Raw genomic sequence first — 22,016 nt, 5'->3', positions numbered from 1 at the left:
AATTCACTGGGCCGAGCCGGAAGACGCTTGATACGTCGAGTTTCGCGCGCGGTGAGTCGAGACCTCCAACGGCTCGAGGGCGGAAGGGGGCGTGAATTGATCAGCGTGAGCCCCTATCCGAAGGACTCCGGCGGTGCGTTCGTGCCACACGGTTCAACCCGCCTGGCAGGTGGGGCACCAGAAGAGGTTTCGGCCTTCCATCACCGTGTGGACGACAGTCGAGCCGCACAGGCGGCAGGGCTCGCCGAGGCGGCGGTAGACGTAGGTGCGGGGGCGGTCGGCGGCGTAGGAGGGGGCGCCGTGGTCGTGTTCGGGGCGGACGACGTGCATGAAACCGCGGCGGACGCCGACCTTCATGAGGTCGACCAGGTCCGACCAGAGGACGTCCCATTCGGTGCGGCTCAGGGACTTTCCGGGGCGGTGCGGTGAGATGTTGTGGCGGAACAACACTTCCGCGCGATACACGTTGCCCACTCCGGCCAGGACTTTCTGGTCCATGAGCAGGGCGCCGATGGGGCGCTGGGAGCGTTGGATTCGCGCGAAGGCCCGGTCGGGGTCGGCGTCACGGCGCAGCGGGTCGGGGCCGAGGCGGGCGGTAAGGGCCTCGACCTCCGGCTCGTGGAGGATTTCGCAGGCGGCCGGTCCGCGCAGGTCGGTGCCGTGTGCTTCGCCGGAACGCCCCGCACCGATCAGGCGCATGCGGACCTCGCCGACGGGAGCGTCCATGGGGACGGCGGATTCGGTGAATTTGCCGTACAGACCCAGATGGACGTGCAGGGTGACGCCCGAATCGTAGTGGTGGAGCAGGTGTTTGCCCCAGGCTTCGGCACGGGTGAGGACGCGGCCGTCGATCAGCGCCGCGCCGTCGGCGAAGCGGCCCTGGGGGCTCGAGACTCGGACCTGACCGCCGGCGAAGCGCTTGTCGTGCAGCTTCGCCAGGCGGTGCAGCGTATGGCCTTCCGGCACAGGTCAGTTCGGCAGCGCGGGGGCGACGCCGGTCTTCTCGTACTCGGCCAGGATGTCGATACGGCGCTGGTGGCGCGGCTCGTCGGACCACTCGGTGGTCATGAAGGCGTCGACGATGGCGAGGGCTTCCTCGGTGGAGTGCATGCGGCCGCCGATGCCGAGCAGCTGGGCGTTGTTGTGCTGGCGGGCGAGCTGCGCGGTCTCCACGCTCCAGCCGAGGGCGCAACGCGCGCCGGGCACCTTGTTGGCGGCGATCTGCTCGCCGTTGCCGGAGCCACCGAAGACGAAGCCCAGCGAGCCGGGCTCGGCGACGACGCGGCGGGCCGCCTCGATGCAGAAGGCCGGATAGTCGTCGAGGGCATCGTATTCCAGCGCGCCGCAGTCGACGACGTCGTGGCCCTGGCCCTCCAGGTGAGCCTTGACGTGGTTCTTCAGTTCGAAGCCGGCATGGTCGGCACCCAGGTATACGCGCATGGCTGCGATTCTGTCAGCCCCGCACGACCGCCCACGCAGGGGGCTGTCACCGGCGGAATACGAGGTGTGAGCCACTCCTGGCGAGCACGACCCGACGACGCGCGCGAACGTACTATCCAGGCATGACGTCCGACGACAGTTCATCCACGCCGAACGCCTACGGGGGGCAATCCGCCAGCGGAGATCAAGGACAGCCGCCGAGCGGCGAGCAGCCGAACGCCGATCGGTCCGCCGATCACACGACCGCTCACCCGGGCGGGCCCGCGGGCGGCTACCCCGCGCAGCCCGCGAGCGCGTATCCGCCGTATCCGACCGGCGACTTCGGGGCCCAGCCCACCGCCGTCCACCCGGGCCGGCCGACCGGCGGGTACGCCCACCCGACGACTTCCTACCCCGCCGCGCAGCCCCCGGGCGCCCAGCCCGCGTGGAACCCCGTCACCGGCATGTCCGGCTGGGATCCGCGGGTGGGCCCGCCGGGATGGGCTCCGCAGCAACCGTATTCGCCGCCGCCTCCGCCGGTGGTGCAGACCGGCAACCGCGGCCTGTCTCCGTTCGGGATGCCCGCGCGGCACAGCTGGGAGATCCCGCTGCTGGTGATCGTGATCATCGCCACCGTGCTGGCGTTCCTGCTGGCGCTGCTCGCGCTGGTGTCGGGCTCCTCCAACCAGATCGTGCTGGTGCTGGTGTTCGCGCCGCTGCTGGTCTACCTCGGCCGCGGGATGAACTACGCCGCGCAGCGCGTCAACGGCGTGAAGATGTCGCCGACCCAGTTCCCCGACGGCTTCCGCATGGTGCAGGAGGCGGCGGCCCGCTTCGGCATGACCCGGGTCCCGGATGCCTACGTGGTCACCGGCAACGGCCAGATCAACGCCTTCGCCTCCGGGCACGGCTTCCGCCGTTACGTGGTCGTCTACAGCGACTTGTTCGAGATCAGCGGCGCGGCACGCAATCCCGAGGCGCTGGCCTTCATCATCGGCCACGAGGTCGGGCACATCGCGGCGGGCCACGTCTCGTACTGGCGGCAGCTGGGCATGTTCCTCGCCCCGTTCCTGCCGATCCTGGGCAGTTCGCTGATCCGCTCGCAGGAGTACACGGCCGACAATCACGGCTTCTGCAACCGCCCACAGGGCGCACCGACGGCGATGCAGACGCTGGCGGCGGGCAAGTACCTGAACAATCTGGTCAGTTTCGACGAGATGGCCGACCGCGCGCCGCAGGAGAAGGGCTTCTTCGTCTGGATGGCGAATGCGACCGCCAGCCATCCGGTGCTGACCTGGCGCATGTGGGCGCTGCGCGACCGCAGCCGCCACGGCAAGCTGTTCTGGCGTCCCGACGCCCCACAGCGGCCGCCTGTGGCCGGACCCTACGGCGCTCCGCAGCCGTACGGCGGTCCCGCGCCGCAGTACGGCGAGACCGCCACCTACCACGAGTACCGGCCGCACTGATCACACGAATCGGGCGGGGTCCGTGTCCACGGACCCCGCCCGATCTGTGTCTATATCACCGAAAGCCCTGCCCCTCAGTCGAAGGCGGGGTCCTCGGTGCGAGTCCGCTTCAGCTCGAAGAAGTGCGGGTAGGAGGCCAGCGCGACGGCGCCGTCCCACACCTTGCCCGCCACCTCACCGCGCGGGATGCGCGAGAGCACCGGACCGAAGAAGGCCACGCCGTTGATGTGGATGGTCGGCGTGCCGACATCCTGGCCGACCTTGTCCATGCCCGCGTGGTGCGAGGCCTTCAGTTCCTCGTCGTATTCGACGGAGGTGGCCGCGGCGGCCAGCTCGGCGGGCAGCCCGATCTCGGCCAGCGACTCGGCGATGATGACCTCGATCAGGTCGGCGCGCGGCCCGTCCTGCTCGTACTCGGCGCGGCGGTTGTGGAAGCGGGTGCCCATGGCCGTGTACAGCGGCGCCAGCACCTTGTCGCCGTGCTCGCGGGCGGCGGCGATGGCGACCCGGACCGGGCCCCACGCGGTGCGCAGCAGCTCCACGTACTCCGGCGGCAGGCCCTCACGGCCGTCGTTGAGCACTCCCAGGCTCATGACATGGAAGTTGACGTCGATATCGCGGACCTGCTCGACCTCGAGGATCCAGCGGGAGGTGATCCAGCACCAGGGGCACATCGGATCGAACCAGAAGTCGACCCGGTCCTTTTTGGTGTCGCTCACAAGGAAGTCCTTTCACAGTCGACGGCCGACACACGGCCGTTCCCCTAAGGCAACAACCCGGATTGTTGCCGATATTTCCGCTCCGCCCGACTCACCCGGGTCTAGGGTCGAAATATCGGCCTCGCCGGGAGGACGGCCACATCCGGTGGAGCTGTCCCCGGCCGCGTGAGCAGGGAGGTTCGGCATGACCAGTTCCAGGTTCGTCATCGCGGGAGGCGGACTCGCCGCGGCGAAGCTCGCGGAAGCCTTGCGGGCCAATGACTTCGACGGCACGGTGACCCTCGTCAGCGCCGAGGAGCATCTGCCCTACGAGCGCCCGCCGCTGTCCAAGGAGCATCTGCTGGGCAAGAAGTCGCTGCCCGACTTCACCGTGGACCCGTCGCAGTGGTACCGCGACCATCATATCGAGGTGATGCCCGGCACCACCGTCACCGGCCTGGACCGTGGCGCCAAAACCGTTGCGCTGCCGGACGGTACGACGCTGCCCTACGACAAACTGGCACTGGCCACCGGCTCGCGCCCGCGCATGCTGCGCATGCCCGGGGTGGACGCGCGGGGCGTGCACGTGCTGCGCACCATCGAGGACTCCGACGCGCTGCTGGCCATGTTCGGCGAGGTCCAGCGGCTGGCGGTGATCGGCGCGGGCTGGATCGGACTCGAGGTGACGGCGGCCGCACGGGCTGCGGGCGTGGAAGTGACTGTGCTGGAGGCGGACTCGGTTCCGTTGCGGGCCGCGCTCGGCACCGAGATGGGCGAGGTGTTCGCGGGCCTGCACCGCGCGCACGGCGTGGACCTGCGCACGGACGTGAAGGTCAGCGAGATCACCACCGCCGACGGCCGCGCGACCGGTGTGCTCCTGGACGACGGTACCCGTATCGAGGCGGACGCGGTGCTGGTCGCGGTGGGTGCGCGACCCAATATCGAGCTGGCCGCGGAGGCCGGGCTGGCGGTCGACGGCGGGGTCCTGGTCGACGAGAGCCTGGCCACCTCGGACCCCGATATCGTCGCGGTCGGCGATATCGCCGATCAGCAGCATCCGGTGCTGGGTCAGCGAATCCGGGTGGAGCACTGGGCGAACGCGCTCAATCAGCCCGCCGTGGCGGCCCTGACCATGCTCGGCAGGCCCGCCGTGTACGACCGGCTGCCCTACTTCTTCACCGATCAGTACGACCTGGGGATGGAGTACACCGGCTACGTCTCCCCCCGGCAGCAGGCGCGCGTGGTGGTGCGCGGTGATCTGGCCGGACGCGAGTTCGTGGCGTACTGGCTCGATCCGAACGATCGGGTGCTGGCCGGGATGAACGTGAACGTGTGGGATGTCACCGACAAGATCAAGGAGCTGATCCTGAGCGGCCGGGCCGTCGACCCGGAAGCCTTGTGACCACCGTCACACACCATGGGCTGCGCGATACGTCGATCCGGCGTGCGGGGCTCCGACCTGTATGCGAGAGCGCCACCGCGGCGCGCCGACGAAGGAGCCGACCATGAAGTACATGCTGATCAAGTCCTACACCCCGGCCGCTTTCTGCGACACCCCGATCCACCAGTGGGCGCCCGAGGAGATCCAGGCGCACATCGACTTCCAGCGCACCCTGGGCGAGCAGCTGGCCAAGTCCGGCGAGCTGGTCGAAGCGCAGGGCCTCGCCGACCCGGGGCAGGCGATCACCGTCAGTTCCGACGGCCGGTCCGCGCCGGTCGTCACCGACGGCCCGTTCCCCGAGACCAAGGAGCTGCTGGCCGGGTACTGGATCGTCGACGTCGACACTCCCGACCGGGCCGTCGAGATCGCCGCCCAGGCCTCGGCCGCGCCCGGCCCCGGCGGCAAGCCGATCGGCGAGTACATCGAGGTCCGGCAGATCATGAGCGCCCCCGCCGCCGAACTCTGATGCCGCACACCGCGATCGAGGACCTGCTGCGCGAACTCGCCCCGCAGGTCCTCGGCGCGCTCGTCCGCCGCTACGGCGATTTCGACGCCGCCGAGGACGCCCTCCAGGAAGCCCTGCTCGCCGCCGCCACCCAGTGGCCCGCCGACGGCCTGCCCGGCAACCCGCGCGGCTGGCTCATCCAGGTCGGCGCGCGCCGCATGGTCGACGCCATCCGCGCCGACTCCGCCCGCCGCAACCGCGAGACCGCCGACGCGATCCGCGACCCGGAACGCCTGGGCACGGCGACCCCCGACCCGGCCGACGCCGTCGTCGCCGCGCTGTCGGAGACGGGACTCGACCAACTGGCCGCCGCACCCGGCGCGGACGGTGCGAGCCGTGCGGCCGCGCCCTCCGGGGCATCCGGTATCCGCGGCACGGCCGATCCGGGCGGCGCGGTCACCGGCCGAGCTGCCCCCGATACCGGGACCGAGGACCGCGACGACACGCTCACGTTGTTCTTCCTGTGCTGCCACCCCGCACTGTCGCCCGCGAGCGCGATCGCCCTGACCCTGCGCGCGGTGGGCGGGCTCACCACCGAGGAGATCGCCCGGGCCTTCCTGCTCCCGGAACGCACCATGGCGCAACGGATCACCCGCGCCAAGAAGCGCATCGCGGAGGAGGACCGCCCCTTCGCCATGCCCGCGGAATCGAACGGGCAACGCGGGGAATGGAATACGCGCCTGGACAGCGTGCTGCGGGTGCTGTACCTGATCTTCACCGAAGGCCACACCAGCGGCGGCGAGCGACTACGCCGCGGCGACCTGTCGAGCGAGGCGATTCGGCTGGCCCGGGCGCTGTATCGCGTACTTCCGGACAATCCCGAGGTCACCGGCCTGCTCGCACTGCTCCTGCTGACCGATGCCCGGCGCGCCGCCCGTACCGGCGAGCACGGCGAACTGATCCCGCTCGCCGAACAGGATCGCGGGCTGTGGGATCGGGAGATGATCATCGAGGGGGTGCGCCTGGCGACCGCGTCGGTCAGCCGCGGACTCATCGGCCCCTATCAGATCCAGGCCGCCATCGCCGCCCTGCACGCGCAGGCGCTGCGACCCGAGGACACCGACTGGCCCCGAATCCTGTTGCTGTACAACGCCCTCGAACGCCAGTCCCCCAACCCGATGGTCACCCTCAACCGCGCGGTCGCCACCGCCATGGTGCACGGGCCGCAGGCCGGTCTGGACCTCGCCGACACCCTCGCGGAGTCGCTGCCGGGCAACCACCGCCTCGATGCCGTCCGTGGCCACCTGCACGAAATGGCCGGCGACCACGAGGAAGCCGTCGCCTGCTACACGGCGGCCGCGCGCAGCACCACCAGCCTCCCCGAACGCGACTACCTCACGATCCGCGCCGCCCGCCTGCGTCGTGGTTGAGATTTCGCGGGGCAGATCCGATCCCGCGTGTCCGCGATCCCTGAGCGGTGGCCGCCGTCCACGTGACCGCGGAGCCGCCGTCTCTGCCGCGGCGCGCCTCAGGCGGCGGACGCGCGGAAGGCGGTGGGGCTCACGCCGCGATGGCGTTTGAATGCGGCGGAGAAGCCGAACGGATCCGCGTAACCGACCGATGTGGCGATACGGGCGATGGTCAGGTCGGTGTCGGTGAGGAGTTCCTCGGCTTCGTCCATCCGCGATTCGGTGAGGTAGGCCAGCGGCGGTTGCCCCATCACGGCGGTGAAGCGTTTGGCGAAGAGCGCCCGGGAGACCCCGGCTTCGGCGGCCAGCGAGGCCACGGTCCAGGGCGCGCCGGGGGTCGTGTGGATCGATTGCAGCGCGGGGGCGATGACCGGATCGGCGAGGCCGCGGAACCAGGTCGGCGCCTCGGGTCCGGCTTGGTCGAACCAGGTGCGCAGGGTGCAGACCAGGCTCCAGTCGAGCAGGCGGTCCATCATGGCCTGCGAGCCCGCGCTCTGCAGGACGGCGGAGGCGGCGGCCGACTCGTACCAGCCGCAGGATTCGTAGTCCTCCCTGACCACCAATACCGCTGGGAGCGCACGCAGGAGACGTTCGTGGCGACGGAAGGAGGTGCGGTAGGCGCCCACCATCAGGGCGGTGGCGTCGGCGTCACTGCCCCAGTGGATTCCGCCGAGTTCCTCACCCGCGCACTCGGAATCGACGGCGAAGCAGGAGATCTCGTACTCGGCCGGAGCGGCAGCGCCCGCCCCGGGCTCGCCGCTGTCGAAATCACCTGAGACAAGCCGGAAGTCGCCCGGGCCACGCACCAGTGCGGTATCGCCCGCCTCGAGTGTCCGACGGTCGCCGTCCGGCAGCAGCAGCGTCCCGCCTCCGCGCATGACGGTGATCATCGTCAGTGGCGCACGGTCGGCGAAGCGGATCGTCCAGGGCGCGGGCATCACCGCGTGGGTGACCACGGCGCCTTCGGCTCGAATACCGCTCAGCAACTTACTCAGAGGATCCACCTCATCGAGGGTAGACGAATTCCTATCAGGCCGAGCTTTTCACCCATGGATCGTCTACATCCGGGCGGGTGTACTGGGAGCACAGCAAACAACCACCCGGATCCAGGAGGAATCCCTTGTCGCACGACGGTATCGATCAGCCCGCCCGCACCGCGCTGGTCGTGGTCGCCCACCACCGATCCGATTCCCTGACCGCGCACCTCGCCGCCCGCACGACCGCCCGGCTGGAGTCCGACGGCTACCGCGTCGACCTGCTGGACCTGCGGGCCGAGGGCTTCGATCCCCGCATGATCGAGGCCGACCAGCCGGATTGGGGCAATCGCGAGAAGCTCTACTCCCCCGAGGTCCACGAGCACATGGACCGCATCCTCGCCGCCGACGTGGTGATCGCGGTCTTCCCCGTCTACTGGGCGAGCGTCCCCGCGCTGCTCAAGGGCTGGATCGACCGCGTGTGGAACTACGGATTCGCCTACGGCCGCAGCAAGCCTCGCCTGGCGGGCAAGCGCATGCTGTGGCTCGGCCTGGCCGGAATGGCCGCGGGCGACCCGCTCGTGGACTTCCTCCAGCAGTCACTGGAGGGCCAGCTCAATATGGGAATCGCCTACTACTGCGGCTTCTCCCATTCGAGCGTCGGCCTGCTGCCCGACGCCGAGGAACGCCGTCAGCGGCTCGACGCCGACGGGCAACTGCTCATCGACCCGGCCACCGTCGGCGCCGAACGGGTCGCCCAGTACGCCGATCTGGAGCGCCGGGCCGACGAGTTCGTCACGAACTTCCTTGCCGCCGAGGCGGTTCCGGCCTAGACGCCGGTCCAGGCGTTGCCGGTGATGAGTTCGTAGGCCTGCTTGTACTTCTGGCGGGTCACGTCGATGATGTCGGCCGGAATCTCCGGGCCCGGGTACTCCTTGTTCCACCCCGTGGAGGTGGACCAGTCGCGCACGAACTGCTTGTCGAACGACTTCTGCGGGCGGCCCGGCTCGTAGTCGTCGGCGGGCCAGAAGCGGGAGGAGTCCGAGGTCAGCACCTCGTCGCCGACGGTGAGAACGTCACCGTCCCAGCCGAGTTCGATCTTCGTGTCGGCGATGATGACACCGTTGGCGGCGGCGTGGTCGGCGCCGCGCGAGTACATCTCGAGGGTCAGGTCGCGCAGCTTGTCGGCGACCTCCTTGCCCTCCTGGTTCACCACGTCGGCGAAGCTGATCGGCTCGTCGTGGCCCTCGTCGGCCTTGGTGGTGGGGGTGAAGATGGGTTCGGGCAGCTTGTCGCCGTCGCGCAGGCCCGGCGGCAGCGCGATGCCGGACACGGTGCCGGTGCGGTTGTACTCGGCCAGGCCGCCGCCGGTCAGGTAGCCGCGCGCGATGCACTCCACCTTCACCATCTTCAGCGGCTTGACCCGCACGCCGCGGCCCGCGAACTCGACGGGCACGTCGGTGGTGGACAGAATGTGGTTGGGCACATCGGAGAAGAAGCCGAACCACCAGTTCGACAGCTGGGTGAGCAGCGCGCCCTTGTCCGGGATCGGGGTCGGCAGCACCACGTCGTACACCGACACCCGGTCGGATGCGACCAGGATCAGCGAATCGCCGTCCTCGTACAGGTCGCGCACCTTACCGGCGTGGATGTGCTTCAACGGTCCTCCTCGTGCTGGGCGATAGCTGCCGCCGCCCAGCCTAGTGGGTGGCCGTCCTCGCATCGGACACGCCCAACCGCGCGACCCCGGGCATGGCAAGCTGGCTACTGCCGCACAGTTCTCCGAGAGCTAAGGAGCCTCCTTGTCCGCACCGAATCTCACCCGCGAGCAGGCCATCGAACGCGCCGCCACGGTCCAGGTGGAGAACTACAAGGTCGAGCTGGACCTCACCGGCCAGCCCACCAGCGCCGACGCGCCTCGCAGTGAGACGTTCCACTCGAAGGCGACGGTGACCTTCACCGCGACGCCGGGTGCGCAGACCTTCATCGACTTCGTGGGCGCGGGCCTGCGCTCGGCCGTGCTCAACGGCGTCGACCTGGACGTGAGCGGCTACGACGAGGAGCAGGGCCTCACCCTGCCCGACCTGGCCGCGAACAACGAGCTGGTGATCGAGGCCGACGGCGAGTACTCCAACACCGGTGAGGGCCTGCACCGTTTCGTCGACCCCACCGACAACAAGGTCTACCTGTACTCGCAGTTCGAGACCGCCGACTGCAAGCGCATGTTCGCCTGCTTCGACCAGCCCGACCTCAAGGCCACCTACGACATGGTCGTGACCGCGCCCGAGGACTGGGAGGTCATCTCCAACGGTGCCGTCACCGACACCCACCGGCTCGGCGCCGTCGTCCGCCACACCTTCGCCACCACCCCGCGCATGAGCACCTATCTGGTCGCCCTCATCGCCGGGCCGTACGCGAAATGGACCGACTCCTACCAGGATTCGCACGGCGAGATCCCGCTCGGCATCTACTGCCGCGCCTCGCTGGCCACGTTCATGGACCATGAACGGCTCTTCACCGAGACCAAGCAGGGCTTCGGTTTCTACCACGCCAATTTCGGCGTGCCCTACGCCTTCGGCAAGTACGACCAGCTGTTCGTGCCCGAATTCAACGCGGGCGCCATGGAGAACGCCGGCGCCGTCACCTTCCTCGAGGACTACGTCTTCCGTTCCAAGGTGACCCGCGCGTCCTACGAGCGCCGCTGCGAGACCGTACTGCACGAGATGGCGCACATGTGGTTCGGCGATCTGGTCACCATGAAGTGGTGGGACGACCTGTGGCTGAACGAGTCGTTCGCCACCTTCGCGTCGGTGCTGTGCCAGGTCGGCGCGACCGAATACACCAACGCCTGGACCACTTTCGCCAATGTCGAGAAGTCGTGGGCCTATCGGCAGGACCAGCTGCCCTCCACCCACCCGATCGCCGCCGACATCCCCGACCTGGCCGCTGTCGAGGTCAACTTCGACGGAATCACCTACGCCAAGGGCGCTTCCGTGCTCAAGCAGCTGGTGGCCTACGTCGGCGAGGAGCCGTTCCTGGCCGGTCTGCGCGACTACTTCACCGAACACGCCTACGGCAACGCCACTTTCGATGATCTGGTGGGCGCGCTGGAGAAGGCGTCGGGCCGCGACCTGTCCGACTGGGGCGCGCAGTGGCTCAAGACCACGGGCCTCAATATCCTGCGCCCCGACTTCACCGTGGACGACGCCGGCAACTTCACCTCCTTCGCGGTCGTGCAGGACGGTGCCGAGCCCGGTGCCGGTGAGCGGCGCGTGCACCGGCTCGCCATCGGCATCTACGACGACCAGAACGGAAAGCTGGTGCGCACCAAGCGCGTCGAGCTCGACGCGGACGCGGCCGAGCGCACCGACGTGCCCGAGCTGATCGGCGTCGGCCGCGGCAAGCTGGTGCTGGTCAACGACGACGACCTCACCTACTGCTCGGTCCGCCTCGACGCCGACTCGCTCGACACCGTGGTGGCCCGCATCGCCGACATCGCCGAACCGCTGCCCCGCACCCTGGCCTGGTCCGCGGCCTGGGAGATGACCCGCCAGGCCGAGATGAAGGCCCGCGACTTCGTGGCGCTGGTGCAGCGCGGCGTCGGCGCGGAAACCGAGATCGGCGTCGTGCAGCGGCTTCTCATGCAGGCGAGCACCGCGCTCAGCGCCTACGCCGACCCGGAGTGGGCGCGCACCGAGGGCTGGCCCGCCTACGCCGACCGGCTGCTGGAGCTGGCCCGCGCCGCCGGTGCCGGCTCGGACCACCAGCTGGCGTTCGTCAATGCGCTCACCGGCGCGCTGCTGTCCCCGCAGCACATCCAGGTGCTGCGCCAGCTGCGCGCCGAGGACCCCGAACGCGCGGGCCTGCCCGGCCTGACCATCGACACCGACCTGCGCTGGCGCATCACCCAGGCGCTGGCCGCCGCCGGAGCCATCGACTCCGACGGCATCGAAACCCCGGTCATCGACTCCGAACTCGCCCGCGACGACACCGCTGCGGGCCGCCGCCAGGCCGCCGCGGCATCCACCGCCCGCCCGCAATCGGCGGTCAAGGAATCGGCGTGGGACACCGTCATGGGTGACGACACGGTGCCCAACATCACCGCGCGCGCCATCGTCGCGGGCTTCGCGCCGGCGGGGCAGTCCGAGCTGCTCAGCCCGTACGTGGAGCGCTACTTCGCCGATATCGCCGCGGTGTGGGACCGCCGCTCCAGCGAGGTCGCCCAGACCGTCGTCGTCGGCCTCTACCCGCACTGGGCCGTCACCGAGGAAGCCGTCGCCGTGGCCGACAAGTTCCTCGGCGGCGACCACCCGCCGGCGCTGCGCCGCCTGGTGGTCGAGGGCAAGGCGGGCATCGAACGCTCGCTGCGCGCCCGCGCGTTCGATCGCGGCTAGAAAGCGCTGCCCGGCAACACCTTCCACACACAACAGCGCCTCCCGAACCTTCGGGAGGCGCTGTTGTTCGTGTGGAGGATCAGCCCCTCTACCAGACCTGGCCGGGGTTGCACCCGGCCCAGTTCGCCGAGATCGTGCACATCGACGTGATGCCCAGCAGCTTCAACAGGGCGGCGGCCAGGCTGCCGACATCACTGCCGGTGGAGGTGGCGACGAAGGTCATGCTTTGTCCTCTCTCGGATTTCCCAACCCTTCAGCAGATTAGGGCCTTGCAACCCTCGATCTGAAGACCTCCGAACCGGTGCCCCCGATCCAGGGGGCTCGAATTCCCGCTGCTCAGAGCGGATCTGCCCACAGCAGCGGGGCGCGACTTCCGGGGGCCGACTGCGGCACCGTGAAGGCATGGCAGACAACAAGACTCCGATGTTCAACTGGAGCACCAGGGAGCAACTCTTCGCCCGGCGGGTCCTGGTGCTGGACGGTGGGCTAGACGACGACAACGGCACGCTGCTGATGACCCAGATGCTGACGCTGGCGGCCGAGGATCCGGAAGCGGGGATCTCGCTGTGGATCCACTCGCCCGGCGGCTCGGTGCCGGCCATGCTCGCCATCCGCGACGTGATGCGCCTGGTGCCGTGCCCGGTGTCGACACTGGCGCTCGGATTGTCATGCAGCGCGGGACAATTCCTGCTCTCGGCGGGCACTCCCGGCCACCGCCACGCCCTGCCGCACGCCCGCATCCTCATGCACCAGGGCTCGGCGGGCATCGGCGGCAGCGCCGTCGAGGTGGAGGTCCAGGCCGACGACCTGCGCTACACGGTGCAGACCGTGCTCGGCCTGATCGCCGAGGACACCGGTCAGCCCTACGACCAGATCTTCGAGGATTCGCTCCACGACCGGTGGTTCACCGCGGAACAGGCCCGCGACTACGGCTTCATCGACCACATCGTGGACTCCTTCCACCAGGTGGTCCCCGCGCGACAGAAACTGGGGATCTCGGCATGAGCACCTACACGATTCCGAACGTCATCACCCGCGACCCGCGCGGCGAACGGATCATGGACGTCTACTCGCACCTGCTCAGCGAGCGCATCGTCTACCTCGGCACCCCCATCGACTCCGGCGTCGCCAACGCCCTCATCGCGCAACTCCTGCACCTGGACGCGGAGAGCCCCGGCCAGGACATCAACCTCTACATCAATTGCGAGGGCGGCGAACTGCCCGCCATGCTCGCCATCTACGACACCATGCAGCACATCTCGTCGCCCGTCGTGACCACCTGCGTCGGCCAGGCCATCGCCGTCGGCGCGGTCCTGCTCGCCGGTGGCGCGAAAGGCCGCCGCAACGTCCTCCCCCATTCCCGAATCGTCCTGCACCAGCCCGCGATCCGAGGCCAGGGCACCATCCCCGACCTCATCCTCCAAGCCGACGAAATCGTCCGCATGCGCGCCCAGATCGAAGCCATCCTCACCACCCACACCGGCCAGCCCGCCGAAACCCTCCGCCGCGACACCGACCGCGACCGTGTCTTCACCGCCGAAACCGCCATCGCCTACGGCCTCGCCGACCAACTGCTCGGCCCGCGCTGAGAGCCGTCGGTTCGCACTCGTGGTGATGGAGAGCACCGCCGCCCAACCATTCGGCCAGGAGACCGTGCCCCGAACCGGCCGTCACGAATTGTCTTGATCCACAACCAATTACGGCTCATCAGAACTATAGGGCACGGTCTCCGGAGGCTGCGCGGGAAACGGCCGACCCGCGCGGCGCGGGCGGCCGGTGCGCGGGTCAGGCGGCCAGCGACAGCATGACCTGACCGGCGTAGCGGTGCGGCACCGCGGGCGGTGCGGCGGGGACCAGACGGGTCCGCAGCAGCTCCTCGGCGACCTGGCGGGTGAGTCCGCCCACGCTGACGCCGAGGGCTCCGGCCAGCGCGGCGATCATCTCGCTCGACGGTTCCTTGCGACCGCGCTCGACCTCGGAGAGGTACTGCGGCGAGATCCCGGCCCGCCCAGCGGTTTCGGTGAGCTTCTCCCCCAGGTCCAGCCGCATCGAGCGCAATCGCTCGCCGAGCGCCTCGCGCCACAGCGGTTCCCGATCCGCGCGCTCGCGGACGGGCGCGGGTGATGCCGTAGGCCGTACCGACCGGCCTGCTCGATCCAGACCACCGGGAAGCGCCTTCAGACGCGGATGCTCGGACATACACCGAGCGTAAAGTGCCTGGCCCGGCCGTCGCGCCTCGATCTGCTGAGAGCGAACTCCGCGGCGAACGCTCGAAGGCCCGGCACACGCGAAAAGACGCCCGGGGCTCGAGCCCCGGGCGTCCCTCGTCGGATCGGAAACCGGCTAGACGCGGCCGATGGCGGCGGCCATCACGCGCACCGCGGAGACCAGGCCGTCGATCAGCTCACCCTGACGGAAGGAGCTGGTGGCGGCGGTCGCGCCGAGCTGGCAGACGCGGTCGTTGGCGCGCTCGGCGATCTCGTGGCCGGAGCGGACCTCGACGGAGCTGGTGTTCGGGTCCACCGCGATCAGGACCGAGCGGGCGGCCTCCGGGGTGGCCGGGAACAGCGCGTCCACGCCGGCGGCGGAGTCGGCGCCCAGGTCGCCGATGTAGACGTTGAAGCGCACCTTGGTGGCGCGGGTGGCGTCGGTGAGGGCATTGTCCATGAGCAGCCGCTCACGGTCGCTGAACGGCGCTTCCTTGAAGACGTCGCCGGCCTCGTGCACACCGGAGACGCGTCCGCTGGAGGTGAGGGCCCAACCGTGGGGCAGGTCGGCCTCGTTCACCGCGGGCCAATTAGAACTTGCCACTTGCCCGGCCTCCGATCAGCTCCGCGTTGGCGGTTTCGATAGCCGCATGGTGTCCATGCGAATCAGCAGTGTCGTGGTGGCCGGACCCGGTCACCTCGTCGGTCGCGCTCCACAGCACCGGAGGCTGGGTCCACTTCGCACCGAGTTCGTAGTGTTCCGGCTTCTCGCCGGGCAGCGGCTTGCCGAGGAACGACAATCCGGCGATCGCGAGATAGATCGCGACCGGGATGCCGACGTAGATCAGCACTGTCTGGAGAATGCTCACGGCCCAACGGTAGTCGATCGCCCCGCGACTACTACGACCGGTAAGGGTTAGTGCGGCCGTGTCGTGACATTCACCTTTCGGACCGGCGAAACCTCGCCGATCAGACCAACCAGGCCGTCGAGTTCGCCGGGAGTTTGCGACCGGCCAGCGGAGCGCTGGTCAGCAACACCTCCCCCGCGGGCAGCAGAATCGGCGAGTCGGTGGCATTGAGCACGCACAACAGCCCGCCCTCGCGCCGAAACGCCAGACAGCCCGGCGGGCTCCTGTACCACTCGACACCCGACCCGGCGAATTCCGGACGGACGGCCCGCAATTCGATCGCCATCCGGTACAGCGACAGCATGGAATCCAACCGTTCCAGCTGCCGCTCCACGCTCATCCCCGCCCACTCCGGCGGCATCGGCAACCACGGCACACCCGTCGTGAACCCGAACGGCGGCCGCGCACCCTCCCAGGGCAGCGGCACCCGGCAGCCGTCGCGGCCGCGCACGGTGTGACCGGATCGCTCCCAGGTGGGGTCGCGCAGCGCCGACTCCGGCAGATCGTCCACATTGGCCAGACCCAATTCGGCTCCGTTGTAGACGAATACCGCGCCCGGCAGCGCCAGCTCCAGCATGATCATGGCCCGCGCCCGGGCCTGCCCGACCGGGCCGTCTCCATAGCGGGTGACCTCGCGTTCGATGTCATGGTTGGACAGCGTCCAGGTGGGCGTCGCGCCGACGCCCGCCACCGCGTGCAGCGAATTGTCCACGGCCGTACGGATGCGGTCCGGATCGAAGGGCGTCTGGGCGAGGCGGAAGTTGAAGGCCAGGTGCAGTTCGTCGGCGCGCACGTACTCGCCGAAGCGGGCGTTGTCGTTGACCCACACCTCACCGATGGCGACCGCGTGCGGATACTCGTCCATCACCTTGCGCACGCGCCGGTGGATCTCGTGCACCCCCGCGTTGTTGAACCGCGGATCCTCGTCCTCGAGGTGCAGCATGCGGGTGTCGATGCGCTCCATGTCCGGCAGGCCCGGGGGTTTGGCCATGCCGTGCGCGACATCCAGGCGGAAACCGTCCACACCGCGATCCAGCCAGAACCGCAAGGTCTGTTCGAAATCGGTTGCGACCTCCTGGTTTTCCCAGTTCAGGTCCGGCTGCTCGGGCGCGAAGATGTGCAGGTACCACTGCCCGGGCCTGCCGTCGGGTTCGTACACCCGGGTCCAGGCCGGGCCGCCGAAGATGCTCGGCCAGTTGTTCGGCGGCAGTGCGCCATCCGGGCCGCGACCGTCCCGGAACCAGTAGCGCGCCCGCTCCGGGCTGCCCGGCCCGGCCGCCAGCGCCTCCCGGAACCACCGGTGCTGATCGCTGGTGTGATTCGGAACCAGGTCCATGGTCACCCGCATGCCCCGGTCGTGCGCCTCGGCGATGACCTCGTCCAGTGCGGCCTGGCCGCCGAACAGCGGGTCGATGTCACGTGGGTCGGACACGTCATAGCCGCCGTCGGCCATGGGCGAGCGCATGACCGGGCAGATCCACAAGGCGTCCACGCCGAGCAGCTCCAAATAGCCCAGCTTCTCGCGCAATCCGCCTAAATCACCCACACCGTCGCCGTCGGAGTCCGCGAAGGAACGGGGATACACCTGGTAGAACACGGCCGAGCGCCACCAGGGCAGTTCGGCGAGATCGTCCATCACAGCGGTAATGGTGCCAAAGCACAGCGGCTTTCGCGGGCGCGTCGGAAGTACTTGTCCAGATTCAGCAAATGATCAGCGGACAGCCACGACCGACCTGAATCCCCGTGGAAAGCTGCGACTTCTGCGGCAACAATCAGAAAGGCGAGTTCATGAGCGAATTGGCGGCCATCTCGAAGTAGTCGAGCAACTGCTTGCGATGCGCGTCATCGAGCACCTCCGGCTCGATCTCCGCCACCGCGATGTGCATGGCCCGCAGCCACGCGTCCCGCTCGATCGGACCGACCTTGAACGGGTGGTGCCGCATCCGCAGCCGCGGGTGGCCACGCTCGTCGGAGTAGGTCCGCGGGCCGCCCCAGTACTGCTCCAGGAACATCCGCAACCGACGCTCGGCGGGACCCAGATCCTCTTCCGGGTACAGCGGCCGCAGCACCTCGTCCGCGGCCACTTCGCGGTAGAAGGCGGCCACGATCCGATGGAACGTCGCCTGCCCGCCCACGGCCTCGAAGAAGGAGATCTGAGTCTGCTCGCCGGAAGTCACGCCTCGAGTCTAATTAGCCCCCGCACCCGCCCGAAGTTCGCGGCCCGTCTCGATTCCGGACCGAAGGAGCGGGGGAGCGAAGCGGACGAGCGGAGAAGGGAAGAACCGAGACTTCGGGGGCCACGAACCCGCCCCGCAGCGCAGCGGAGGGGCAGATAAAACACCGTCACGCGGTGTTCATCCGAATGTGTCTGACAATGTGTCGAAAGAGATGGCATTGCGCGCCGTTCCATGGTCAACTGGGTGGCAGTCTGCCGAGATACCACACAATCGGACGAATACGAAACCGGGGTATGGCCCATGAAGCAGCGGCACGGCGCCCGTGAGGCGCGGACGCATCGACAACTCCAGCCCGCCGATGTCCACAATCGTGGGTCGGGGGCTACTCCGCTGCACTTACTGTCCGAACATTCTCATGCCGAGCATCATCCGGGCGCTCATCCCGAGCCCGCCCATCCGGGCGACCACCGCGAACACTCGCATCACCCACCCACCGCAGCACCCGTTCCCGCCTGGGCCAAACGCCGCGTGCTGCTGCTCAACGCCACATACGAGCCACTCACGGCCCTGTCCGCGCGCCGCGCCATCGTGCTGCTGATCTGCGACAAGGCCGATACCGTGCACGACAATCCGGAGGGTCCGGTCGTGCATTCCGCCGGGACCTCGGTGTCACTCCCCTCGGTCATCCGACTACGCAACTACGTGCGCGTTCCGTACCGGGCACGGGTACCCATGACCCGCGCCGCCCTCATGCATCGCGACCGCTACCGCTGCGCCTATTGCGGCGGCAAGGCCGAGACCATCGATCACGTCATTCCGCGCAGCCGCGGCGGAGCCCATTCGTGGGAGAACTGCGTGGCGTCTTGCGCGCCCTGCAATCACCGCAAAGCGGACAAGCTGCTGAGTGAACTGGGCTGGGCCCTGCACCATCCGATGGTCGCGCCCAAGGGCCCGCACTGGCGGCTGCTGTCGGCCAGCTCCGAATTGGACCCGACGTGGTTGCAGTACCTGGGCGAGGGCGCGGCCTAGCCGTCACTCGCCTGTCGGCAGCCCGGCTTCGGCGGCCAGTACGCCGAGCGCACGCCGTAGAGCCGTGCGCTCGTCGGGCCGCAATCCGGCGGTGAGCTCCGCGTCGAGTTCCCGCGCGGCCTGTTCGCATGCCGCGAGCAGGGCATGCCCCGGTTCGGTGAGCGTGAGCACCTGCCGCCGGCGATCGGCGGGGTCCCGCACGCGTTCGATCGCGCCCAGCCGTTCCAGGTGATCGGCCAGCGCCACCACCAGACTCGGCGCGACGCCGAGCCGGCCCGCCAACTCCTGCTGCGAGGCGGCCTCGCCGTGGCTCAGCGCGGTCATCAGGCCCGCGTGCTTGGGCTTGAGGTCGAGCGGCTCGATGCGCGCGGCGAATCGGTCCGCGACTACCGCGCCGACGGTGCCGAGGCGGAACGCGACGGTCTTCGGGAGCCCGGTCGACTTCTTGACATCGTTCACCGGTCCGATGATACTTCTGCTCGAACCATTCAGAGCGTGAATGATTATTGGAGTGAACGACATGGACGCGTACACGGGAATCGCCATCGCCAATGGAGCGGTCGCCTTGATCTCCGGAATCTCCAGCGTGGTGGGCATGGCGCGGCCCGCGCTCGCGATGCCGGACGGCGGCCGGATCAACGCGGGGACAAGGTTTTTCGCCTACGGATACGGAGCCCGGGCGGTGCCACTGAGCATCGTGGTGCTGATCCTGCTCGCGGCCGGGGCGCGCGACGGGCTCGCGCCGGTCCTGGTGGTGGCCGGGCTGGCTCAGATCGGGGACGCGATCATCGGTGCGGGACGGCGCAATTGGCCGATGGCCGCCACCTGCGTCGGGCTGGCGGCAGTGCATCTGCTGTCCGCCTGGTGGCTGGCGGTGCAGTGAAAACCCTGTGGCGACAGGGTCATTCGAGGATCAGCTGTATTCGCTGACCAGCAGCGCCCAGGTGCCCGGCTCGAGGGCTTCGAAGACGTGGGGCATATCGCCGGGATAGCAGATGTAGTCGCCGGGCTCGAGCTCGACCGGATCCTCGGCGGGCCCAACCTTGGCACGACCGGCGCACAGCACGATGTGCTCGACGACGCCGCGCGAGTGCGGCGCCGAGTCGCGGGGGTGGCCAGGCTCGGCGGTGACGCGATACACGTCGCGTCGCGCGGCGGGCGGGGAGGCCGCGAGCAGCGTGGTCCGGTACTCCGATTGGGCCGAGGCGAGCACCGGGCCCTCGCCCGCGCGAATCACCTGCACCTGCGGCGTCGGCGGGTCCAGCAGCCGCGAGAACTGGATGTCGAGGGCGATGCACAGCGCCCACAGGGTTTCGATGCTGGGATTGCCGGAGCCCGATTCCAGCTGGGACAGCGTGGATTTCGCGATCCCGGCCCGCTTGGCGACCTCGGTCAGCGAGAGCCCGGAGCGGGCGCGCTCCCGGCGCAGCGCGGCGGCGATCGCCTCCTGCGGAGAGGGGGGAATCGCGTCCGGCGGGGACGCCGGTGCGGAGCGGTCGGACTGCTGGGTCATGATGGCGTTCACAGTACCGGCCCGGACGGTCTCACCCTTTCCTCCGGCACGCCCCTTTGACGAACCCGGCCGGGTGTGTTCATTATAGAAAACATGCGTTCGGCATGGCGAACACTCGATCGGGGTGTGCTCACAGGAATCGCGGCGATCTGCCTGGCAGTCGCCCTGATCGGCGTGTCCTACGGCGCTACCGCGGTGACCTCGGGACTGCCCGGCTGGCTGCCGGTTCTCCTGAGCGTGGCGGTGGTGGCCGGGGGCTCGGAATTCGTCTTCATCGGCATCCTCACCGCCGGTGGCGGGCTGGTCGCGGCCGTGCTGGCCGGACTGCTCGTCAATGCGCGGCACGTGCCCTATGGCCTGTCCGTGCCCGATGTGGTCGGCACCGGCTGGCGGCGACTGCTCGGGACCCACGTCATGAACGACGAATCCGTCGCCATGGCATTGTCGCAGCCCGACCGCGACCGCCGTCGCGCCGCCTACTGGCTGTGCGGACTCGCTGTGCTGGCCGCTTGGCCGCTGGGCGCGGCCGTCGGCGCGATCCTCGGCTCGGTCGTGCCCGACCCGAACATCTTCGGATTGGACGCCGTCTTCCCGGCGGTGCTGTTCTCCCTCGTCCTTCCGGCCCTGCGTGACTCCCTCACGCGCACTGCCGCACTGGCCGGTGCGGCCGTGGCCGCCGCGACCACGCCGTTCCTCGGCGCGGGTCTGCCCGTTTTGCTCGCGCTGGGCGCGGTCCTGCTGGTCGCCCGCCGCGCGGGATCCGACGACGCCACCACGGATTCGACCGTGAGCGCGGCCCGATGACGAAGACCCTGTTGATGGCCACCATGGCACTGGCCGTGGGCACCTTCGCGTTCCGGTTCGCCGGGCCGCTGTTACGGAGCCGCGTCCGGATCTCGCCGCGCACGGTCCGGCTGCTCGAGATCGCCTCGGTCGTGCTGCTCACCGCGCTGGCCGTCACCACGCTGATGCCTTCGGGCGGAAGTCGATTCGGGTGGGCGCTGCCCGCCGGGGTGCTGGTCGCGGCCGTGCTGGCCTGGCGGCGGGCGCCGCTGATCGTGGTGATCCTGTCGGCCGCGGTCGTCACCGCCGGGCTACGGATGCTCGGCGTGCACTGATCTCCGCTCGGGAACCTCAGCGGCCGAGCAGGTCCGCGATGCGGGTCCAGGAATCCTCGGCGAGTTCGGCGCGGTACCAGTCGCGACCCGGGTAGACGTAGCCGTGCGGGGCGTCCTCGTAGACCACGATCTCGTGCGGAATGTCATTGGCCGTCAAGGCTTCTTCGAGCTCGTCCCGCGCCTCGGCGTCGATCAGCGGGTCCAGGCCGCCGAAGAACAACAGGATGCTGCCGGTGATGCCGGGGGTGGCCTCGATGGTCGGCTCAGGGGTGGACAGCGGGATATCGGTATTGGTGAGCCAGCCGGGATAGAAGGCGGCGGTCGCGGCCAGCGGGAGTTGCGTCGCGGCGTAGTAGGCGATGTGGCCGCCCGCGCTGAAGCCGACCATGTTCAGGGAGGTGGCTTCCCGGCCGCGCAGTTCGTCCAGGCAGGCGGAGATGTCCGAGAGCACCTCGGGTCGGCTCAGCGTGCGCAGCAGTTCCAGGCCGCGCTCACGTCCCTCTCCCCCGAACTCCAGGTCGGCGCGCGGCGCCCGCCGATGGAACAGATCCGGCAGGATGGCGATCGCGCCGAGGGCCGCGATGCGCTCGGTGGCCTGCTTCGCGGTGGCGTGCAAGCCGTAGATCTCGTGTCCGACAACGACTCCCGGGTAGGCGCCGGGCTCGGCGGGGTGAGCCACATAGGCGCTCATCACGGTGTCTCCGACCTTCAGGTCGACCCACCCGGTCTCGATCGCGACAGCTGTCATATGCCAAACG

Annotated in this window: 26 protein-coding genes; 12 read left to right on the top strand and 14 right to left on the bottom strand. The window is 69.3% G+C overall.

Annotated elements, in window-relative coordinates; translation table 11 throughout:
• Positions 1 to 153: 153 nt before the first annotated feature.
• Both ACFYTS_RS03785 and ACFYTS_RS03780 read right to left on the bottom strand, forming a co-directional pair.
• On the bottom strand, positions 154 to 966 hold the full coding sequence (locus tag ACFYTS_RS03785) for a DNA-formamidopyrimidine glycosylase family protein (protein ID WP_357279875.1): 813 nt from the start codon (positions 964 to 966) through the stop codon (positions 154 to 156).
• Positions 967 to 969: 3 nt separating this feature from the next.
• Positions 970 to 1,440: a ribose-5-phosphate isomerase gene (locus ACFYTS_RS03780; protein ID WP_357090280.1), complete on the bottom strand. Its 471-nt coding sequence runs from the start codon at positions 1,438 to 1,440 to the stop codon at positions 970 to 972.
• A gap of 443 nt (positions 1,441 to 1,883) precedes the next feature.
• Between ACFYTS_RS03780 and ACFYTS_RS03775 the strand changes: the two genes are divergently transcribed.
• A complete protein-coding gene (locus ACFYTS_RS03775; RefSeq protein WP_357280008.1) occupies positions 1,884 to 2,885 on the top strand; it encodes a M48 family metallopeptidase in 1,002 nt (333 codons plus the stop codon).
• A 74-nt stretch (positions 2,886 to 2,959) separates the two neighbouring features.
• Here ACFYTS_RS03775 and ACFYTS_RS03770 read toward each other — a convergent pair whose 3' ends face one another.
• Complete coding sequence (locus tag ACFYTS_RS03770; protein ID WP_357279877.1) at positions 2,960 to 3,604, bottom strand: DsbA family protein; 645 nt, start codon at positions 3,602 to 3,604, stop codon at positions 2,960 to 2,962.
• Positions 3,605 to 3,788: 184 nt separating this feature from the next.
• Between ACFYTS_RS03770 and ACFYTS_RS03765 the strand changes: the two genes are divergently transcribed.
• The 3 genes from ACFYTS_RS03765 (at position 3,789) to ACFYTS_RS03755 (ending at position 6,899) form a co-directional block, all read left to right on the top strand.
• Complete coding sequence (locus ACFYTS_RS03765; RefSeq protein WP_357279880.1) at positions 3,789 to 4,985, top strand: FAD/NAD(P)-binding oxidoreductase; 1,197 nt, start codon at positions 3,789 to 3,791, stop codon at positions 4,983 to 4,985.
• Between the two features lie 103 nt (positions 4,986 to 5,088).
• Positions 5,089 to 5,490, top strand: a complete 402-nt coding sequence (locus ACFYTS_RS03760) for a YciI family protein (protein ID WP_379101157.1) — start codon at positions 5,089 to 5,091, stop codon at positions 5,488 to 5,490.
• The gene (locus ACFYTS_RS03755) at positions 5,490 to 6,899 is read left to right on the top strand and encodes an RNA polymerase sigma factor (RefSeq protein ID WP_387301132.1); all 1,410 of its coding nucleotides are present in this window, start codon (positions 5,490 to 5,492) and stop codon (positions 6,897 to 6,899) included. The genes ACFYTS_RS03760 and ACFYTS_RS03755 overlap by 1 nt, the downstream gene beginning before the upstream one ends.
• A gap of 98 nt (positions 6,900 to 6,997) precedes the next feature.
• On the opposite strand, the gene ACFYTS_RS03750 is transcribed toward ACFYTS_RS03755, so the two are convergent.
• Positions 6,998 to 7,942 carry an AraC family transcriptional regulator gene (locus ACFYTS_RS03750; protein ID WP_387301130.1) on the bottom strand — a complete coding sequence of 315 codons (945 nt, stop codon included), beginning with the start codon at positions 7,940 to 7,942 and terminating at the stop codon, positions 6,998 to 7,000.
• A 116-nt stretch (positions 7,943 to 8,058) separates the two neighbouring features.
• Here ACFYTS_RS03750 and ACFYTS_RS03745 point away from each other — a divergent pair, with 116 nt between their 5' ends.
• Complete coding sequence (locus ACFYTS_RS03745) at positions 8,059 to 8,745, top strand: NAD(P)H oxidoreductase (RefSeq protein ID WP_387301128.1); 687 nt, start codon at positions 8,059 to 8,061, stop codon at positions 8,743 to 8,745.
• Here the strand turns inward: ACFYTS_RS03745 and ACFYTS_RS03740 are convergent.
• The gene (locus tag ACFYTS_RS03740) at positions 8,742 to 9,572 is read right to left on the bottom strand and encodes a phosphoribosylaminoimidazolesuccinocarboxamide synthase (protein ID WP_357279893.1); all 831 of its coding nucleotides are present in this window, start codon (positions 9,570 to 9,572) and stop codon (positions 8,742 to 8,744) included. The two genes, ACFYTS_RS03745 and ACFYTS_RS03740, sit on opposite strands and share 4 nt — an antisense overlap.
• A 142-nt stretch (positions 9,573 to 9,714) precedes the next feature.
• Between ACFYTS_RS03740 and pepN the strand changes: the two genes are divergently transcribed.
• Positions 9,715 to 12,306: an aminopeptidase N gene (gene pepN / locus ACFYTS_RS03735; RefSeq protein WP_387301125.1), complete on the top strand. Its 2,592-nt coding sequence runs from the start codon at positions 9,715 to 9,717 to the stop codon at positions 12,304 to 12,306.
• A gap of 88 nt (positions 12,307 to 12,394) precedes the next feature.
• On the opposite strand, the gene ACFYTS_RS03730 is transcribed toward pepN, so the two are convergent.
• Complete coding sequence (locus ACFYTS_RS03730) at positions 12,395 to 12,529, bottom strand: hypothetical protein (protein ID WP_357279899.1); 135 nt, start codon at positions 12,527 to 12,529, stop codon at positions 12,395 to 12,397.
• Positions 12,530 to 12,708: 179 nt separating this feature from the next.
• Between ACFYTS_RS03730 and ACFYTS_RS03725 the strand changes: the two genes are divergently transcribed.
• Together ACFYTS_RS03725 and ACFYTS_RS03720 are read left to right on the top strand one after the other, a co-directional pair.
• Complete coding sequence (locus ACFYTS_RS03725) at positions 12,709 to 13,311, top strand: ClpP family protease (RefSeq protein ID WP_387301123.1); 603 nt, start codon at positions 12,709 to 12,711, stop codon at positions 13,309 to 13,311.
• On the top strand, positions 13,308 to 13,895 hold the full coding sequence (locus ACFYTS_RS03720) for an ATP-dependent Clp protease proteolytic subunit (RefSeq protein ID WP_357279904.1): 588 nt from the start codon (positions 13,308 to 13,310) through the stop codon (positions 13,893 to 13,895). Before ACFYTS_RS03725 ends, ACFYTS_RS03720 begins: the two co-directional genes overlap by 4 nt.
• Positions 13,896 to 14,091: 196 nt before the next feature.
• Here the strand turns inward: ACFYTS_RS03720 and ACFYTS_RS03715 are convergent, their stop codons facing one another.
• The 5 genes from ACFYTS_RS03715 to ACFYTS_RS03695 all read right to left on the bottom strand — a co-directional run bounded on the left by ACFYTS_RS03715 (position 14,092) and on the right by ACFYTS_RS03695 (position 17,598).
• Positions 14,092 to 14,505 carry a helix-turn-helix transcriptional regulator gene (locus ACFYTS_RS03715; protein ID WP_357279906.1) on the bottom strand — a complete coding sequence of 138 codons (414 nt, stop codon included), beginning with the start codon at positions 14,503 to 14,505 and terminating at the stop codon, positions 14,092 to 14,094.
• Between the two features lie 144 nt (positions 14,506 to 14,649).
• Positions 14,650 to 15,093, bottom strand: coding sequence for a DUF5130 domain-containing protein (locus tag ACFYTS_RS03710; RefSeq protein WP_387301121.1), 444 nt, complete (start codon positions 15,091 to 15,093; stop codon positions 14,650 to 14,652).
• A 10-nt stretch (positions 15,094 to 15,103) separates the two neighbouring features.
• Positions 15,104 to 15,382, bottom strand: coding sequence for a hypothetical protein (locus ACFYTS_RS03705; RefSeq protein WP_357090307.1), 279 nt, complete (start codon positions 15,380 to 15,382; stop codon positions 15,104 to 15,106).
• Positions 15,383 to 15,482: 100 nt separating this feature from the next.
• Complete coding sequence (locus ACFYTS_RS03700) at positions 15,483 to 17,057, bottom strand: glycoside hydrolase family 13 protein (protein WP_357280011.1); 1,575 nt, start codon at positions 17,055 to 17,057, stop codon at positions 15,483 to 15,485.
• A 136-nt stretch (positions 17,058 to 17,193) separates the two neighbouring features.
• Complete coding sequence (locus tag ACFYTS_RS03695) at positions 17,194 to 17,598, bottom strand: globin (RefSeq protein ID WP_357279911.1); 405 nt, start codon at positions 17,596 to 17,598, stop codon at positions 17,194 to 17,196.
• A gap of 300 nt (positions 17,599 to 17,898) precedes the next feature.
• Between ACFYTS_RS03695 and ACFYTS_RS03690 the strand changes: the two genes are divergently transcribed.
• Complete coding sequence (locus tag ACFYTS_RS03690; protein WP_357279914.1) at positions 17,899 to 18,627, top strand: HNH endonuclease; 729 nt, start codon at positions 17,899 to 17,901, stop codon at positions 18,625 to 18,627.
• Between the two features lie 3 nt (positions 18,628 to 18,630).
• On the opposite strand, the gene ACFYTS_RS03685 is transcribed toward ACFYTS_RS03690, so the two are convergent.
• Complete coding sequence (locus ACFYTS_RS03685) at positions 18,631 to 19,086, bottom strand: MarR family transcriptional regulator (RefSeq protein ID WP_357279916.1); 456 nt, start codon at positions 19,084 to 19,086, stop codon at positions 18,631 to 18,633.
• Positions 19,087 to 19,147: 61 nt separating this feature from the next.
• Here ACFYTS_RS03685 and ACFYTS_RS03680 point away from each other — a divergent pair, with 61 nt between their 5' ends.
• Positions 19,148 to 19,510: a hypothetical protein gene (locus ACFYTS_RS03680; protein ID WP_387301118.1), complete on the top strand. Its 363-nt coding sequence runs from the start codon at positions 19,148 to 19,150 to the stop codon at positions 19,508 to 19,510.
• A 30-nt stretch (positions 19,511 to 19,540) separates the two neighbouring features.
• Here the strand turns inward: ACFYTS_RS03680 and ACFYTS_RS03675 are convergent, their stop codons facing one another.
• Positions 19,541 to 20,140 carry an XRE family transcriptional regulator gene (locus ACFYTS_RS03675; protein ID WP_357279921.1) on the bottom strand — a complete coding sequence of 200 codons (600 nt, stop codon included), beginning with the start codon at positions 20,138 to 20,140 and terminating at the stop codon, positions 19,541 to 19,543.
• Between the two features lie 93 nt (positions 20,141 to 20,233).
• Between ACFYTS_RS03675 and ACFYTS_RS03670 the strand changes: the two genes are divergently transcribed.
• Together ACFYTS_RS03670 and ACFYTS_RS03665 are read left to right on the top strand one after the other, a co-directional pair.
• Positions 20,234 to 20,944 (top strand): AzlC family ABC transporter permease, encoded by a 711-nt coding sequence (locus ACFYTS_RS03670; RefSeq protein WP_357279924.1) that lies wholly within the window; start codon positions 20,234 to 20,236, stop codon positions 20,942 to 20,944.
• Positions 20,941 to 21,258, top strand: a complete 318-nt coding sequence (locus tag ACFYTS_RS03665; protein ID WP_387301115.1) for an AzlD domain-containing protein — start codon at positions 20,941 to 20,943, stop codon at positions 21,256 to 21,258. The genes ACFYTS_RS03670 and ACFYTS_RS03665 overlap by 4 nt, the downstream gene beginning before the upstream one ends.
• A 16-nt stretch (positions 21,259 to 21,274) precedes the next feature.
• Here ACFYTS_RS03665 and ACFYTS_RS03660 read toward each other — a convergent pair whose 3' ends face one another.
• Positions 21,275 to 22,006, bottom strand: a complete 732-nt coding sequence (locus ACFYTS_RS03660) for a dienelactone hydrolase family protein (RefSeq protein ID WP_387301113.1) — start codon at positions 22,004 to 22,006, stop codon at positions 21,275 to 21,277.
• Positions 22,007 to 22,016 lie beyond the last annotated feature (10 nt).

The organism is Nocardia sp. NPDC004151, assembly GCF_042874235.1.
Taxonomy (GTDB): Bacteria; Actinomycetota; Actinomycetes; order Mycobacteriales; family Mycobacteriaceae; genus Nocardia.
This window is presented reverse-complemented; position numbering and strand designations above follow the sequence as displayed.

Bases quoted from the DNA above. Each gene is read 5' to 3' on its own strand.
- ACFYTS_RS03780 (WP_357090280.1), bottom strand. From the start codon at position 1,440: ATGCGCGTATACCTGGGTGCCGACCATGCCGGCTTCGAACTGAAGAAC.
- ACFYTS_RS03775 (WP_357280008.1), top strand. From the start codon at position 1,884: ATGTCCGGCTGGGATCCGCGGGTGGGCCCGCCGGGATGGGCTCCGCAG.
- ACFYTS_RS03765 (WP_357279880.1), top strand. From the start codon at position 3,789: ATGACCAGTTCCAGGTTCGTCATCGCGGGAGGCGGACTCGCCGCGGCG.
- ACFYTS_RS03760 (WP_379101157.1), top strand. From the start codon at position 5,089: ATGAAGTACATGCTGATCAAGTCCTACACCCCGGCCGCTTTCTGCGAC.
- ACFYTS_RS03755 (WP_387301132.1), top strand. From the start codon at position 5,490: ATGCCGCACACCGCGATCGAGGACCTGCTGCGCGAACTCGCCCCGCAG.
- ACFYTS_RS03730 (WP_357279899.1), bottom strand. From the start codon at position 12,529: ATGACCTTCGTCGCCACCTCCACCGGCAGTGATGTCGGCAGCCTGGCC.
- ACFYTS_RS03725 (WP_387301123.1), top strand. From the start codon at position 12,709: ATGGCAGACAACAAGACTCCGATGTTCAACTGGAGCACCAGGGAGCAA.
- ACFYTS_RS03720 (WP_357279904.1), top strand. From the start codon at position 13,308: ATGAGCACCTACACGATTCCGAACGTCATCACCCGCGACCCGCGCGGC.
- ACFYTS_RS03715 (WP_357279906.1), bottom strand. From the start codon at position 14,505: ATGTCCGAGCATCCGCGTCTGAAGGCGCTTCCCGGTGGTCTGGATCGA.
- ACFYTS_RS03700 (WP_357280011.1), bottom strand. From the start codon at position 17,057: ATGGACGATCTCGCCGAACTGCCCTGGTGGCGCTCGGCCGTGTTCTAC.
- ACFYTS_RS03690 (WP_357279914.1), top strand. From the start codon at position 17,899: ATGAAGCAGCGGCACGGCGCCCGTGAGGCGCGGACGCATCGACAACTC.
- ACFYTS_RS03680 (WP_387301118.1), top strand. From the start codon at position 19,148: ATGGACGCGTACACGGGAATCGCCATCGCCAATGGAGCGGTCGCCTTG.
- ACFYTS_RS03675 (WP_357279921.1), bottom strand. From the start codon at position 20,140: ATGACCCAGCAGTCCGACCGCTCCGCACCGGCGTCCCCGCCGGACGCG.
- ACFYTS_RS03670 (WP_357279924.1), top strand. From the start codon at position 20,234: ATGCGTTCGGCATGGCGAACACTCGATCGGGGTGTGCTCACAGGAATC.
- ACFYTS_RS03665 (WP_387301115.1), top strand. From the start codon at position 20,941: ATGACGAAGACCCTGTTGATGGCCACCATGGCACTGGCCGTGGGCACC.
- ACFYTS_RS03660 (WP_387301113.1), bottom strand. From the start codon at position 22,006: ATGACAGCTGTCGCGATCGAGACCGGGTGGGTCGACCTGAAGGTCGGA.